The sequence below is a fragment of the Methylohalomonas lacus genome (genome assembly GCF_024808875.1).
GTDB lineage: Bacteria > Pseudomonadota > Gammaproteobacteria > Methylohalomonadales > Methylohalomonadaceae > Methylohalomonas > Methylohalomonas lacus.
In genome coordinates, this window is record NZ_JANUCT010000028.1 from 1 (window position 1) to 15,878 (window position 15,878).

Sequence of the window (15,878 nt, forward strand, 5' to 3'; positions counted from 1 at the left end):
TGGAAGAGGGCCTGCGCTTCGCGATCCGCGAGGGCGGCCGTACCGTCGGCGCCGGTGTCGTCAGCAAGATTATCGAATAAAGAATCGCGGACTACGGTCCGCTCCCACTAAGGGGCGGTAGCCGCGAGATACGATTCACGAGTGACGAGATACGCGATGAGCGTAGCGAATCAATAGGCCAGTAGCTCAATTGGCAGAGCGGCGGTCTCCAAAACCGCAGGTTGGGGGTTCGATTCCCTCCTGGCCTGCCAAACAAAAGTCCTGCAGGACCGGCGGTTGCGGTCTGCGGGTTGGACAGGTGTCAACATAAGAGTATGAATTCCAGAGTCGAAACCGAAGTTTCGAAACTCGATACAGTCAAGCTGGCCGTAGCACTGCTGCTGATTGTCGGCGGCGTTGTTGCGTTCTACCTGTATCCGGAACAGTCAACATTGTTACGGACGCTGGGACTGCTGGTCGTCGTCGGTATTGCCGGCGCCATAGCCTACCAGACCGATAAGGGCCGTCAGACCTGGGGCTTTTTCCAGGATGCCCAGATTGAAGTCCGCAAGGTCGTCTGGCCGTCGCGCCAGGAAACCGTGCAGACAACATTGCTGGTGATTCTGATGGTCATTGTGGTGGCGCTGATCATGTGGCTGTTGGACATGTTCCTCGGCTGGGCCATCCGCCTGCTTATCGGACAGTGAGGCTGAACGAGACTATGTCGTTACGCTGGTATGTAGTTCACGCCTACTCGGGCTTTGAAAGTCACGTCATGCGCTCGTTGCAGGAGCGCATCAAGCGCAATGGTCTGGAAGACAAATTTGGCCGCATTCTGGTGCCGACCGAGGAAGTGGTCGAGATGCGCGATGGCCAGAAGCGCAAGAGCGAGCGCAAGTTCTTTCCCGGCTATGTGCTCGTGCAGATGGAAATGGATGACGAGACCTGGCACCTGGTGAAGGAGTGTCCGCGGGTATTGGGTTTCATCGGTGGTACCTCGGATCAACCCGCTCCGATCAGTGATGCCGAGGCGGATCAGATCCTGCAGCGGGTTGAGGACAGTTCCGACAAGCCGAAGCCGAAAGTTCTGTTCGAGCCCGGCGAGGTCGTTCGTGTCAACGACGGACCGTTTACCGATTTCAACGGTGTTGTTGAAGAGGTCAACTATGAGAAGAGCCGCCTGCGCGTGGCCGTGCTCATCTTTGGCCGTTCGACACCGGTCGAGCTGGAATTTTCCCAGGTCGAGAAAGAGTAAGTAGTAACTGGTGATTGGTGAATCGTGAATGGTGTGAAACGGAGCGCCAGTCACGATTCACCAATCACGATTCACTAATAACCGTAGGGGAGCCTGCGAACACAGGCGCTTGGACCCAGGAGAGTCAACATGGCAAAGAAGATCAGTACCTACATCAAGTTGCAGGTGCCGGCCGGCGCTGCAAACCCGAGCCCGCCCGTGGGCCCGGCGCTGGGTCAGCACGGCCTTAACATCATGGAATTCTGTAAGGCGTTCAACGCCAAGACCCAGGAGATGGAACAGGGTCTGCCGGTGCCGGTTGTTATCACGGTCTTCTCGGACAAGAGCTTTACGTTCGAGACCAAGACCACGCCGGCTGCCGTGCTGCTGAAGAAAGCCGCCGGTATCAAGTCCGGCAGTGGCACACCGAATACCAACAAGGTCGGCAAGGTCACCCGCGAGCAGCTGGAAGAGATCGCCAAGACCAAGCAGCCGGATCTGACGGCGGCCGATCTCGACGCCGCGGTGAAGTCCATTGCCGGTACAGCCCGTAGTATGGGCCTCGATACGGAGGAGGTGTGACATGGCCGGTAAACGTATGAAGAGCCTCCGTGAAAAGGTCGAACAGGGCAAGGCTTACGCCGTCAGCGAGGCCCTGCAACTGCTCAAGGACTGCGCCTCGGTGAAATTTGTCGAATCCGTCGACGTCAGCGTTAACCTTGGTGTTGACCCGCGTAAGTCGGATCAAATGGTGCGCGGCTCAACCGTGCTGCCGCAGGGTACCGGCAAGAACGTTCGCGTGGCCGTGTTTGCCCAGGGCGAGCAGGCCGATGCCGCCAAAGAGGCGGGCGCCGATATCGTCGGCTTCGAGGACCTGGCCGAGACAATCAAGGGTGGCGAGATGGATTTTGATGTCGTCATCGCTACGCCGGACGCCATGGGCGTCGTCGGCAAGCTCGGCCAGATTCTGGGGCCGCGCGGCCTGATGCCGAACCCGAAGGTGGGTACCGTGACCAAGGATGTCGCCCAGGCGGTGAAAAACGCCAAGGGCGGACAGGCGCGCTATCGCACCGACAAGAACGGCATTATTCATTGCCAGATCGGCAAGGTGTCATTCGAGGTTGATGCCCTGCGCGAAAATCTGGAAGCGTTGTTAAACGATTTGAACAAGGCCAAGCCGAGTACGGCGAAAGGTATTTATCTGAAAAAAGTCACTGTCTCGACCACCATGGGGCCGGGCGTGACGATCGATCAGAGCACGCTGTCACTGTAACGGCAGCGTTTTATGGAACTTTGATGATTCGCGGGAAGCGAATCAACGTCAAAGACCGCGAGTGAACAGCCGGCATGGAAAGCCGGGTTCTTAATGGATTTTCCGGCTCGCGCAGACGGTGTAACACAACAGGTCATTCCTGGTCGTGGTCGCCGTTGAGTAGGTGTCACCGGTTTGCGGTGATGTTAAGCCTGCTGGCAGTGGCAGGTAGGGAAGCTTGCCAGTGTCTACTCATTTAAGGAGATAAAAGTGCTTACTCTGGAACAGAAGAAAGTAATCGTTAGTGAAGTCGCCGAGGTGGCAAGTAAGGCGCCAACCGCGATTGCTGCAGAGTACATCGGATTGACCGTGGCCGACATGACCCGCCTGCGCCAGGAAGCGCGCGAAGCGGGTGTTTACGTGCGTGTCGTCAGGAACACCCTGGCAAAGCGTGCGCTGGCCGATACCCCGTATGCCTCCATGCAGGACGGTCTGGTCGGACCGCTGTTGCTGGCGTTCTCGCAAGAGGACCATGCTTCAGCCGCCCGGGTAATTCGCGATTTCTCGAAAAAGAACGACAAGCTGGTGGTCAAGCAGGTCGCTCTGGAAGGGAAATTGCTCGATGCCTCTGCAGTGGAAACGCTGGCCAACCTGCCGACGTATGAAGAGGCTGTCAGCAAGCTGATGGCCGTCATGATTGCGCCGGTTTCCCAGTTGGCGCGTACCCTGGCCGCACCGCATGCCAAGCTCGTCCGCACTGTTGCTGCTGTTAAGGAACAGAAAGAGGCGGCCTGAGCTTACAACCTGTTTAATGAATGACCTGTAACTGAATTTAGGAGCAATACAATGGCCGTTAGTAAAGAAGACATTCTGGAAACTATTTCCAACATGACCGTGCTTGAAGTCGTCGAGCTGGTTGAAGCAATGGAAGAGAAGTTTGGCGTCTCAGCTGCTGCGATGGCTGCTCCGGCCGCTGCCGCGGGCGGTGCTGCCGCAGGTGGTGAAGCTGCTGAAGAGCAGACCGAGTTTGATGTCGTCATGAGCAGTTTCGGTGATAACAAGGTTGGCGTGATTAAGGTCATCCGTGCCATCACCGGTCTGGGTCTGAAGGAAGCCAAGGAAATGGTCGAAGGTGTACCGTCGACCGTCAAGGAAGGTGCTTCCAAGGACGAAGTCGAAGACATCAAGAAGCAGCTCGAAGAAGCCGGCGCCAAGGTTGAAGTCAAGTAATTGGCTGAAACCTTAAAGCGTGATTTTAAGCGTTTCAATTCGTGTCAGGCACGAAGGCTGGTGGTGTATGCCACCGGCCTTTTCGTGCTTGAGCACGACCTAAGCAGTACGCTCACTGGTTTATAGCAGGGTTTTGGCGAGGCATCTAATGGCATATTCCTATACCGAAAAGAAACGTATCCGCAAGGACTTCAGCAAACGGCCGACCATTCTGTCGGTACCGTATCTGCTGGCGACCCAGATCGAGTCCTACCAGCACTTTCTGCAGCTGGATGTGCCCATGGCGGAACGGGCAACGTCCGGTCTGCATGCGGCGTTCCAGTCGGTATTCCCGATTGAGAGCTATTCCGGCAATGCCGTGCTGGAGTATGTCAGCTATGAACTCGGCAAACCCGTCTTTGACGTCAAAGAATGTCAGCTGCGGGGCATGACCTATGCCTCGTCGCTGCGCGTCAAGGTCCGCCTGATTATTTACGACAAGGAAGCTTCCGGTCCGGAGAAGGTCGTCAAGGACATCAAGGAACAGGAAGTTTACATGGGCGAGCTTCCGCTCATGACGCGTACCGGTACTTTTGTCATCAATGGTACCGAACGCGTGATCGTGTCGCAGCTGCACCGCTCGCCGGGCGTGTTTTTCGAACACGACAAGGGCAAGACCCATTCGTCCGGCAAGCTGCTGTATTCCGCCCGCGTCATTCCCTACCGTGGCTCGTGGCTGGATTTCGAATTCGATCCCAAGGATGCCGTCTACTGCCGCATCGATCGCCGGCGCAAGATCCCGGCGACGATCCTGTTGCGCGCACTGGGCTACACGACCCAGGAAATCCTCGATACGTTCTTCGACACCAATGATTTCCGTGTCAGCAAGAGTGTGTTCTATCTGGAACTGATACCGGAACGGCTGCGCGGCGAAACCGCGGCCTTCGATATCAAGACCAAGCGCGGCAAGGTGATTGTCGAAAAGGATCGTCGCATTACCGCGCGCCATATCCGCGAGATGGAGCAGGCCGAACTGACCGAACTCGAGGTGCCGGCCGAATACCTGGAAGGTCGTGTCATCGCCCGCGACATCGTTGACGAGGAGACCGGTGAGCTGCTGGCCGAAGCCAACGCCGAGATCACCGAGGCATTGATAGAAAAGCTCGCCAACGGTCCGGATCGGACCATCTCGACGCTGTTCACCAATGATCTGGATCGCGGTCCGTACATCTCCGATACGCTGAAGGTCGACAACACGACTACGCCGCTGGAGGCGATGATCGAGATCTATCGCATGATGCGTCCGGGTGAACCGCCGACCAAGGACGCCGCCGAAAGCCTGTTCCGCAACCTGTTCTTCAGTCCGGATCGTTATGATCTGTCAGCGGTCGGCCGCATGAAATTCAACCGCCGCGTCGGTCGCAAGGACGTCGAAGGCCCGGGTGTGTTGTACGACAGCAAGTATCTGGCAGGCCGTCCCGACACGGATGCCCAGCAGCTGGTCGAGCAGTACGGTGAAGGTTCCGACATCATCGACGCCATGCGTGTACTGATCGGTATCCGCAATGGCAAGGGCAACGTCGACGACATCGACCACCTCGGCAACCGGCGCGTGCGCTCGGTCGGCGAGATGGCCGAGAACCAGTTCCGCGTCGGCCTGGTGCGGGTTGAACGTGCCGTCAAGGAGCGCCTCAGCCTGGCTGAATCGGAAGGCCTGATGCCGCAGGAAATCATCAATGCCAAACCGGTTTCCGCGGTCATCAAGGAATTCTTCGGTTCGTCGCAGTTGTCGCAGTTCATGGACCAGAACAACCCGTTGTCCGAGGTTACCCACAAGCGCCGCATTTCGGCACTGGGCCCGGGCGGCCTGACCCGCGAGCGCGCCGGCTTCGAGGTGCGCGACGTGCATCCGACCCACTATGGTCGCGTCTGCCCGATTGAAACGCCGGAAGGGCCAAATATCGGCCTGATCAACTCGCTGGCCGTCTATGCCCGCGCCAACGAGTACGGTTTCCTGGAGACGCCCTACCGCAAGGTGGCCGACGGCAAGGCAACGCTGGAGATCGAATACCTGTCAGCGATCGAGGAAAGCGAGTATGTGATCGCACAGGCGAATGCCACCCTGGACAAGGACGGTAACCTGCTTGAGGAACTGGTGTCCTGTCGGCACCAGAACGAGTTCACAATGTCCTCGCCGGACAAGGTGCAGTACATGGACGTCTCGCCGCGCCAGATCGTCTCGGTGGCGGCGGCGCTTATCCCGTTCCTGGAACACGACGACGCCAACCGTGCCCTGATGGGGTCGAATATGCAGCGCCAGGCCGTGCCGACGCTGCGCACCGAAAAGCCGCTGGTTGGTACCGGCATTGAGCGTACCGTGGCTATCGATTCGGGCGTGGCGATCACTGCCGATCGCGGTGGCCTGGTCGACTCGGTCGACGCCAGCCGCGTGGTCATCCGTGTCAACGATGACGAAGTGCCGGCCGGTGACCCGGGTGTCGACATCTATAACCTGACCAAGTACACGCGTTCGAACCAGAATACCTGCATCAACCACAAGCCGCTGGTGCGGCCGGGCGATGTGCTGGCCAAGGGCGACGTCCTGGCCGATGGTCCGAGTACCGACATTGGCGAACTGGCCCTGGGCCAGAACATGCTGATCGCATTCATGCCCTGGCATGGCTATAACTTCGAGGATTCGATCCTGCTGTCCGAGCGCCTGGTCGAGGAAGACCGCTTTACCTCGATCCATATCGAGGAGCTGACCTGTGTCGCCCGCGACACCAAGCTCGGCCCGGAAGAGATTTCCTCCGATATCCCGAACGTCAGCGAAGGCGCGCTCGGCAAGCTGGACGAATCCGGCATTGTCTACATTGGCGCCGAGGTGAATACCGGCGACATCCTGGTCGGCAAGGTCACGCCCAAGGGCGAGACCCAGCTGACACCGGAGGAAAAACTGCTGCGGGCCATCTTCGGTGAGAAGGCCTCCGACGTGAAGGACACCTCGTTGCGCGTACCGTCGGGCATCAACGGCACCGTGATCGACGTACAGGTGTTTACCCGCGACGGTGTCGAGAAGGACGCCCGTGCGCAGAGCATCGAGGAAGAGGAGCTCGAGGCGGTCAAGAAGGACCTCAACGATCAGCTGCGCATCATGGAAGACGGTGTCTATCAGCGCATCGAGAATATGCTGATTGGCAAGGTCGCCGAGGGCGGTCCCGGTTCGATCAACGCCGGTGACAAGATCACCAAGGCCTATCTGGGCGAATTGCCGCGTGACAAGTGGTTCGAGATTCGTCTGCGCAACGAGGACGCCAACGTACAACTCGAGCAGGCGCATGGCCAGCTGGAAAAACTGCGCGAGGAATTTGACCAGCGTTTTGAAGAAAAACGCGAGAAGCTGACCACCGGTGACGATATGGCACCGGGTGTGCTGAAAATGGTCAAGGTCTACCTGGCGGTCAAGCGTCGTCTGCAGCCGGGCGATAAGTTCGCCGGCCGGCATGGTAACAAGGGCGTGATTTCCAACATCGTTGCCGTTGAAGACATGCCGTTCATGAATGACGGCACGCCGGTCGACGTGGTGCTCAACCCGCTGGGTGTGCCGTCACGCATGAACATCGGTCAGGTACTGGAGACGCACCTCGGCTGGGCCGCCAAGGGCCTGGGCCGCAAGATCCAGACCATGCTGGAGAACGAAAAGGAAAATCAGGTCAAGGAAATGCGTGCCTTCCTGGAAAAGGTCTACAACGCCAGCGGCAAGATCGAGGACCTGGATTCGCTGACCGATGATGAGGTCATCAACCTGGCGAAGAACCTGCAGGACGGTGTGCCGATGTCGACGCCGGTGTTCGACGGTGCGAGTGAGGATGAGATCAAGAATCTGCTTGAACTCGCCGATCTGCCGCGCTCCGGCCAGACCACGCTGTATAACGGCCGCACCGGTGATGCGTTCGAACGACCGGTGACCGTCGGCTACATGTACATGCTCAAGCTCAACCATCTGGTTGATGACAAGATGCATGCGCGTTCGACCGGCCCGTACTCGCTGGTGACCCAGCAGCCGCTCGGCGGCAAGGCACAGTTTGGTGGCCAGCGCTTCGGCGAGATGGAGGTCTGGGCACTGGAGGCCTACGGTGCCTCGTACACGTTGCAGGAGATGCTTACGGTCAAGTCCGACGACGTCAACGGCCGGACCAAGATGTACAAGAGCATTGTCGACGGCGATCACACCATGAAGGCCGGTATGCCGGAGTCGTTCAATGTGCTGCTCAAGGAAATCCGTTCGCTCGGTATCGATATCGAGCTGGAGCAGAATTGAGTGTTGGACGACGTCACGATGACTGGCTACGCCAAGGGTGTTTTGAATATGAATGGTAACGCGCGGGCAACCGCCGTCCGGAGGTAACTGACCATGAAAGACCTGTTAAACCTGTTGAAGCAGCAGACCGAGGTGGAGGAGTTCGACGCGATCAGCATCGGGCTGGCTTCGCCGGAAAAGATCCGTTCATGGTCGTTTGGCGAGGTCAAGAAACCGGAGACCATCAACTACCGCACGTTCAAGCCCGAACGTGACGGCCTGTTCTGCGCCAAGATATTCGGCCCGATCAAGGACTACGAGTGCCTGTGCGGTAAGTACAAGCGCATGAAACACCGCGGCGTCATCTGCGAGAAGTGTGGCGTCGAGGTCACCCTGACCAAGGTGCGGCGCGAGCGCATGGGCCACATTGAGTTGGCTTCGCCGGTTGCCCACATCTGGTACCTGAAGTCGCTTCCCAGCCGCATGGGCCTGTTGCTGGATATGACCCTGCGCGAGATCGAGCGCATTCTCTACTTCGAGGCCTACGTGGTCATCGAGCCGGGCATGACCGAACTTGAGCGCGGCAAGCTGATGACCGAGGAACAGTATCTCGAGGCCATCGAGCAGTACGGCGACGAATTCGACGCGCGCATGGGCGCCGAGGCCGTCTACGAAATGATGCGCACCATCGACATCGACGTCGAAGTCGCCCAGCTGCGTGAGGACATTCCGAACACGAATTCCGAGACCAAGCTGCGCAAGCTGTCCAAACGCCTGAAGCTGATGGAAGCATTCCAGCGCTCGGGCAACCGGCCGGAGTGGATGATCCTCAAGGTGTTGCCGGTACTGCCGCCGGAACTGCGGCCGCTGGTGCCGCTGGAAGGCGGTCGTTTCGCGACTTCGGATCTCAACGATCTCTACCGTCGCGTCATCAACCGCAACAATCGCCTGAAACGGCTGCTGGATCTGAACGCGCCGGATATCATTATTCGCAACGAAAAGCGCATGCTGCAGGAATCTGTCGATGCGCTGCTCGACAACGGCCGCCGCGGTCGCGCCATCACCGGCACCAACAAGATGCCGCTGAAATCGCTGGCCGACATGATCAAGGGCAAGCAGGGCCGTTTCCGCCAGAACCTGCTTGGCAAGCGCGTCGACTACTCCGGTCGTTCCGTCATCGTCGTCGGCCCGACGCTGCGCCTGCACCAGTGCGGCCTGCCGAAGAAGATGGCGCTGGAACTGTTCAAGCCGTTCATTTTCTCGAAACTGGAACGCCGTGGCCTGGCCACGACGATCAAGGCGGCCAAGAAGCTGGTCGAGCGTGAAGGCCCCGAGGTCTGGGACATTCTCGAAGAAGTGATCCGCGAACACCCGGTGATGCTGAACCGCGCGCCGACCCTGCACCGTCTCGGTATCCAGGCGTTCGAGCCGGTACTGATCGAGGGCAAGGCCATCCAGCTGCACCCGCTGGTCTGCACCGCGTTCAACGCCGACTTTGACGGTGACCAGATGGCCGTTCACGTGCCGCTGTCGGTGGAAGCCCAGCTCGAAGCGCGGACGCTGATGATGGCGACCAACAACGTGCTGGCGCCGTCGAACGGCGAGCCGATTATCGTGCCGACCCAGGACGTCGTGCTGGGCCTGTATTACATGACCCGCGAGGCGGTGAATGTCCCGGGCGAGGGCATGGTGTTTGCCGACGTCGATGAGGTGCACCGCGCCCATGAGACCGGCGTGGTGTCACTGCATGCCAAGGTGACCGTGCGTATCCGCGAGGTGCTGATCGATGATGACGGTAATCGCCACGAACAGATGCGTCGCGTCGAAACCACGGTTGGCCGGGCACTGCTGTCGCGGTTGCTGCCAGAAGGCATCAGCTTCGACCACATGAACAAGACCTTGAGCAAGAAGGTGGTCTCGGGGCTTATCAATACCGTCTATCGCGAGTGCGGTCTGAAGGCCACGGTCGTATTTGCCGACCAGATCATGTACGCGGGTTTTGCCTATTCGACCCGTTCCGGCATTTCCATCGGTGTCGACGACATGGTCGTGCCGGAAGACAAGCAGTCGATCATCAGCAAGGCCGAGCAGCAGGTGAAGGGCTTCGAGGATCAGTATGCCTCGGGTCTTATCACCAACGGCGAACGCTACAACAAGGTCGTCGACATCTGGTCACGCACCAACGACCAGGTGGCCAAGTCGATGATGGACAAGCTCGGTGTCGATATCGTCAAGGACAAGGACGGCAACGAGGTCCGGCAGACCTCGTTCAATTCCATCTTCATGATGGCCGACTCCGGCGCGCGTGGTTCGGCGGCGCAGATTCGCCAGCTGTCCGGCATGCGCGGTCTGATGGCCAAACCCGACGGCTCCATTATCGAGACGCCGATTACGGCCAACTTCCGTGAAGGCCTGGACGTGCTGCAGTACTTCATTTCCAACCACGGCGCGCGCAAGGGTCTGGCTGACACCGCACTGAAGACGGCCAACTCCGGTTACCTGACCCGGCGCCTGGTCGACGTGTCCCAGGACCTGGTGGTCACCGAGCCGGATTGCGGTACCAGCGAGGGCCTGACCATCACGCCGCTGGTCGAGGGCGGAGACGTGGTCGAGCCATTGCGCGAGCGCGTGCTCGGCCGTGTGCTGGCCCAGGACGCAGTCTATCCGGGTACTGAAGAAGTCGCCTATCCGGCCGGTACGTTGCTGGACGAGAAGATGGTCGATCGCATGGAGGAAATCGGCATCGACGAGGTGGTCGTGCGTTCGGCGATCACCTGCGAGACCCGCTACGGCATCTGTTCGGCCTGCTACGGTCGAGACCTTGGTCGCGGCCACCTGGTCAATATCGGCGAGGCTGTCGGTGTGGTCGCCGCGCAGTCGATCGGTGAGCCGGGTACACAGCTGACCATGCGCACGTTCCACATCGGTGGCGCGGCTTCGCGCGCGGCGACCTCGAGCAACATCGAGATCAAGAATGGCGGTACCGTGCGACTGCAGAACGTCAAGCTGCTGCACCAGGAAACCGGTAACGACATCGTCATCTCACGTTCCGGCGAGCTGGTCGTGCAGGACGATATCGGCCGCGACCGTGAACGCTACAAGATCCCGTATGGTGCCATTCTGACGGTCGCCGATGGCGACAAGGTTGAGGCCCGCCAGGTTGTGGCCAACTGGGATCCGCACACCCATCCGGTGATCACGGAAGTGGCCGGCAAGGTCCAGCTCAAGGATATCGTCGAGGGCGTGACCGTCAACCGCGAGACCGACGAGATCACCGGCCTGACGACCATGGTCATCACCGATCCGAAGCAGCGCGGCAGCAGCGCCAAGGATCTGCGGCCGATGGTCAAGCTGGTCGACGACAGCGGCAAGGAGCTGAAGATCCCGGGTACCGATATTCCGGCGCATTACATGCTGCCGCCGAAGGCGGTCATTACGGTCGAGGAAAACGCGGCGGTCAATGTCGGCGATGTTATCGCCCGGCTGCCGCAGGAATCGGCCAAGACCCGCGACATTACCGGTGGTCTGCCGCGAGTCGCCGACCTGTTCGAGGCGCGCAAGCCGAAGGAGCCGGCGGTGCTGGCCGAGATCAGTGGTACCATCAGCTCGGGCAAGGACACCAAGGGCAAGCAGCGTGTCGTCATTACCGACAGCGACGGCAATACCTACGAGGAACTGATTCCGAAGTGGCGTAATGTCACCGTGTTCGAGGGCGAGCACGTCGAGAAGGGTGAGCCGCTGGTCGATGGACCGCCGACGCCGCACGACATCCTGCGGCTGATGGGCGTCAAGGCACTGGCCTCGTACATCGTCAACGAGGTGCAGGAAGTCTACCGTCTGCAGGGCGTGAAGATTAACGACAAGCACATCGAGGTGATCGGCCGGCAGATGCTGCGCCGGGCGGAAATCACCGACGCCGGCGACACCGAGTTCCTCAAGGGTGAGCAGGTTGAACGCGCCCGGGTTCTGGACGAGAACGCCCGGGTCGAAGCCGAGGGCAAGCAACCGGCAGCCTGGGAACCGATGCTGCTGGGTATCACCAAGGCATCGCTGTCGACCGAGTCGTTCATCTCGGCGGCCTCGTTCCAGGAAACTACCCGCGTGCTGACCGAGGCGAGTGTCTCCGGCAAGCGCGACGACCTGCGTGGCTTGAAGGAGAACGTCATCGTCGGCCGTCTGATCCCGGGCGGTACCGGCCTGCAGCATCACATCCAGCGTCAGCAGGCCGCGGCCGAAGAGGACGCCGCCGAGGCGTTGCCGCTGGCGGCGCTGGAGGAAGATGCTGACGGCGGTGAAAGCGATTCCGACAGCCAGGTCGAGGGTGCAACCGGCAGCTAGAGCCAGGATCGGGTTAACCGGGAGGGTGATCTTTCCCGGTTAACTCACTCATTTTGCAACTGTCTGCTTGACAGGTTAGCGGCCCAGCACTTAGAATTCCGCCTCTTTTGACAGGCGTGAAAGCGTTCCCGCCTGTCGCTTTGTTTGCAGCAAAAGAAACACCCGCCAATCAAGCACTTGGCGGATGCTGGAGCCCGGTGCTACCGGGACGTAATGTTACGGGCAGATAACCTCGAAGCACTTCCGGTTCGGAAAAGGCTTCGGCGGCTAGGTAATCCCAACTCCAAGAAAATGATTAGATGAACGGTCTTTTCGCCTGCCTGTGCGGAGGGGAAAGGGCTGTCAATATTTGCTAACGGGACTTAGATCGATGGCGACTGTTAATCAGCTGGTTCGCAAGCCGCGTAAACGGCAACGGCTCAAGAGCAACGTTCCCGCACTGGAAAGTTGCCCGCAAAAGCGCGGTGTTTGCACCCGCGTTTACACTACCACGCCGAAAAAGCCGAACTCGGCGCTGCGTAAAGTGGCGCGTGTGCGCCTGACCAACGGTATGGAAGTAACCACTTACATCGGTGGTGAGGGCCATAATCTGCAGGAACACTCGGTGATCCTGATTCGCGGCGGTCGTGTGAAGGACTTGCCGGGTGTGCGCTATCACACCGTGCGCGGCACGCTCGATACCTCGGGTGTCAGCGCGCGTCGCCAGGGTCGTTCCAAGTACGGCGCCAAGCGTCCTAAGGGTTAAAAGAAGAAGCCAGGAATCACGAACCATGTCCAGACGTCGAGTTGCCACCAAACGCGAAATTCTGCCGGATCCGAAATACGGCGAACGCACCATCGCCAAGTTCATCAACATGCTGATGAAAGGCGGCAAGAAATCCGTGGCTGAGCGCATTGTCTATGGTGCGCTCGATAACATGGAAGCCAAGCAGAAAGGCGAGCCCATCGAGCTGTTCAAGCAGGCGCTGGACAATGTCCGGCCGGTGGTCGAAGTGAAATCACGCCGCGTCGGCGGTGCCACCTACCAGATTCCGGTGGAAGTACGGCCCGAACGCAGCATGGCGCTGGCCATGCGCTGGATCGTGGATGCTTCGGGTTCGCGCAGCGAAAAGAACATGGGGGCGCGTCTGGCAGGTGAATTGCTGGATGCTGCAGAGAGCCGTGGCAATGCCATGAAGAAGCGTGAAGACACGCATCGCATGGCTGAAGCGAACAAGGCGTTCTCGCATTACCGCTGGTAACGCGCAGGGCGACTGAATATTTATTTATTAGAGACGAATTGACGAAGGATTAGCTCAGTGCCACGCAAGACTCCACTCGAACGTTATCGGAACATTGGTATTTCCGCGCATATTGATGCCGGCAAGACCACGACGACCGAGCGTATTCTGTTCTATACCGGCGTGTCCCATAAAATGGGCGAAGTGCACGACGGCGGTGCCGTCATGGACTGGATGGAACAGGAGCAGGAGCGCGGCATTACCATTACCTCGGCGGCAACCACCTGTTTCTGGCAGGGTATGGACAAGCAGTATCCGGAGCACCGGGTCAATATCATCGATACGCCCGGTCACGTCGACTTCACCATTGAGGTTGAGCGTTCCCTGCGTGTGCTCGACGGCGCCTGCATGGTTTTCTGTGCGGTCGGTGGTGTCGAGCCGCAGTCCGAGACGGTCTGGCGCCAGGCCAACAAGTACGGCGTGCCGCGCATGGCGTTCGTCAACAAGATGGATCGCGCCGGTGCTGATTTTTACCGTGTCGTCAAACAGATCAAGGAGCGCCTGGGTGCCTTCCCGGTACCGGTGCAGATCCCGATCGGTGCCGAAGACAACTTCCAGGGCATTGTCGACCTGATTCGCATGAAGGCTATCTACTGGGACGATGCCTCGGCGGGCATGGTCTATGAGCAGCGCGATGTGCCGGAAGAGCTGAAGGAAACCGCGCAGCAGTACTACGAACAGATGGTCGAGGCCGCAGCTGAAGCCTCGGAAGAACTGATGGACAAGTATCTCAACGAGGGCGACCTTGACGCCGAGTCCATCAAGAAGGGGCTGCGGATGCGTACCATCGCCAATGAAATCATTCCGGCCCTGTGCGGTTCCGCCTTCAAGAACAAGGGCGTGCAGGCGCTGCTTGATGCGGTCGTTGACTACATGCCGGCGCCCAACGACGTGCCGCCGATCAAGGGCATACTCGACGACGGTAAGGATACCGAAGCGGTGCGCCATGCCAATGACGAGGAGCCGTTTGCCGCGCTGGCATTCAAGATTGCCACCGATCCTTTCGTCGGTTCGCTGACCTTCTTCCGCGTTTACTCCGGTGTGTTGAATTCCGGTGATTTCATCTACAACCCGATCAAGGGCAAGAAGGAACGCGTTGGCCGTATCCTGCAGATGCATTCCAACTCGCGCGAGGAGATCAAGGAAGTTCGCGCCGGTGAAATCGCCGCTGCGGTCGGCCTCAAGGACGTCACTACCGGCGACACGCTGTGCGACAAGGACAACATCATCACCCTGGAACGCATGGAGTTCCCGGATCCGGTTATCGCCGTGGCGGTGGAACCGAAGACCAAGGCTGACCAGGAAAAGATGGGCATGGCGCTTGGCAAACTGGCGCAGGAAGACCCGTCTTTCCGCGTGCACACCGACGAGGAGTCCGGTCAGACGATCATCGCCGGGATGGGCGAGCTGCATCTGGAAATTATCGTCGATCGCCTGAAGCGCGAGTTCAAGGTCGAGGCCAATGTCGGCAAGCCGCAGGTGGCCTACCGCGAGACCCTGCGTCAGACCGTCGAGAAGGCCGAGGGCAAGTTTGTGCGCCAGTCCGGCGGCCGCGGCCAGTATGGTCACGTCATTCTCAAGATCGAGCCGCAGGAAGCCGGTGCCGGTTACGAGTTCGTCAACGAAATCGTGGGCGGTGTCGTGCCGAAGGATTATGTCCCGGCCGTCGACAAGGGCATCCAGGAACAGATGAAGAACGGCATCATTGCCGGTTACCCGGTGGTCGACGTCAAGGTTACGCTGTATGACGGTTCCTATCATGAAGTCGACTCGAACGAGACGGCCTTCAAGGTGGCTGCTTCCATGGGCTTCAAGGAAGGCGCAAAGCAGGGCAAGCCGGTGCTGCTGGAACCAGTCATGAAGGTAGAAGTGTCCACGCCGGAGGAATACCTCGGTACCGTGAACGGTGACCTTAATCGTCGCCGTGGTCTGGTCATGGGCTCGGAAGACTCGCCCACCGGCAAGATTATTCGCGCGGAAGTGCCATTGTCCGAGATGTTCGGCTATGCCACCGACCTGCGCTCCGGGACACAGGGCCGTGCCAATTACACGATGGAATTCAGTAAATACGGTGAAGTGCCTTCGAATATTGCCGAAGGCCTGATCCAGAAGAACCAGTAATTCAGAAATATCGAACCCATAAAATCGAACGATTATAGAACTTCGACAAGAGGTGTGAGCCGTGTCTAAAGAAAAATTCGAACGCAGTAAGCCGCATGTCAATGTCGGCACGATTGGTCACGTGGACCATGGGAAGACGACGCTGACGGCGGCGATGACGAAGGT

At 59.1% G+C, this 15,878-nt stretch carries 13 protein-coding genes and 1 tRNA gene; all 14 read left to right on the top strand.

Translation table 11 applies throughout. The annotated features are described in order from the left end of the window. Positions 1–80 (top strand): EF-Tu C-terminal domain-related protein (locus tag J2T55_RS12895; RefSeq protein WP_456085781.1); only part of this gene is annotated, 80 nt, incomplete at its 5' end. 95 nt (positions 81–175) lie between these two features. Next, positions 176–251: transfer RNA gene (locus tag J2T55_RS12900), tRNA-Trp, on the top strand. Positions 252–314: 63 nt separating this feature from the next. Next, on the top strand, positions 315–686 hold the full coding sequence (gene secE, locus J2T55_RS12905) for a preprotein translocase subunit SecE (RefSeq protein WP_259057760.1): 372 nt from the start codon (positions 315–317) through the stop codon (positions 684–686). A gap of 14 nt (positions 687–700) precedes the next feature. Next, the gene (gene nusG / locus J2T55_RS12910; RefSeq protein ID WP_259057762.1) at positions 701–1,234 is read left to right on the top strand and encodes a transcription termination/antitermination protein NusG; all 534 of its coding nucleotides are present in this window, start codon (positions 701–703) and stop codon (positions 1,232–1,234) included. Between the two features lie 129 nt (positions 1,235–1,363). Further along, a complete protein-coding gene (rplK, locus tag J2T55_RS12915) occupies positions 1,364–1,795 on the top strand; it encodes a 50S ribosomal protein L11 (RefSeq protein WP_259057764.1) in 432 nt (143 codons plus the stop codon). A gap of 1 nt (position 1,796) precedes the next feature. Beyond that, positions 1,797–2,486 carry a 50S ribosomal protein L1 gene (gene rplA / locus J2T55_RS12920; protein ID WP_259057766.1) on the top strand — a complete coding sequence of 230 codons (690 nt, stop codon included), beginning with the start codon at positions 1,797–1,799 and terminating at the stop codon, positions 2,484–2,486. 249 nt (positions 2,487–2,735) lie between these two features. After that, on the top strand, positions 2,736–3,260 hold the full coding sequence (rplJ, locus tag J2T55_RS12925; RefSeq protein ID WP_259057768.1) for a 50S ribosomal protein L10: 525 nt from the start codon (positions 2,736–2,738) through the stop codon (positions 3,258–3,260). A 51-nt stretch (positions 3,261–3,311) separates the two neighbouring features. After that, the gene (rplL, locus tag J2T55_RS12930) at positions 3,312–3,695 is read left to right on the top strand and encodes a 50S ribosomal protein L7/L12 (RefSeq protein ID WP_259057770.1); all 384 of its coding nucleotides are present in this window, start codon (positions 3,312–3,314) and stop codon (positions 3,693–3,695) included. A 148-nt stretch (positions 3,696–3,843) separates the two neighbouring features. Continuing rightward, entirely contained in the window at positions 3,844–7,995 is a 4,152-nt protein-coding gene (gene rpoB / locus J2T55_RS12935; RefSeq protein ID WP_259057772.1) for a DNA-directed RNA polymerase subunit beta, read from the top strand. Positions 7,996–8,088: 93 nt separating this feature from the next. Next, complete coding sequence (gene rpoC, locus J2T55_RS12940) at positions 8,089–12,312, top strand: DNA-directed RNA polymerase subunit beta' (RefSeq protein WP_259057774.1); 4,224 nt, start codon at positions 8,089–8,091, stop codon at positions 12,310–12,312. A gap of 370 nt (positions 12,313–12,682) precedes the next feature. After that, positions 12,683–13,057, top strand: a complete 375-nt coding sequence (gene rpsL / locus J2T55_RS12945; protein WP_259057775.1) for a 30S ribosomal protein S12 — start codon at positions 12,683–12,685, stop codon at positions 13,055–13,057. A gap of 25 nt (positions 13,058–13,082) precedes the next feature. Then, entirely contained in the window at positions 13,083–13,553 is a 471-nt protein-coding gene (gene rpsG / locus J2T55_RS12950; protein WP_259057776.1) for a 30S ribosomal protein S7, read from the top strand. 57 nt (positions 13,554–13,610) lie between these two features. Beyond that, positions 13,611–15,713, top strand: coding sequence for an elongation factor G (fusA, locus tag J2T55_RS12955; protein ID WP_259057777.1), 2,103 nt, complete (start codon positions 13,611–13,613; stop codon positions 15,711–15,713). A 61-nt stretch (positions 15,714–15,774) separates the two neighbouring features. Then, positions 15,775–15,878 (top strand): GTP-binding protein (locus J2T55_RS12960; protein ID WP_259057573.1); only part of this gene is annotated, 104 nt, incomplete at its 3' end.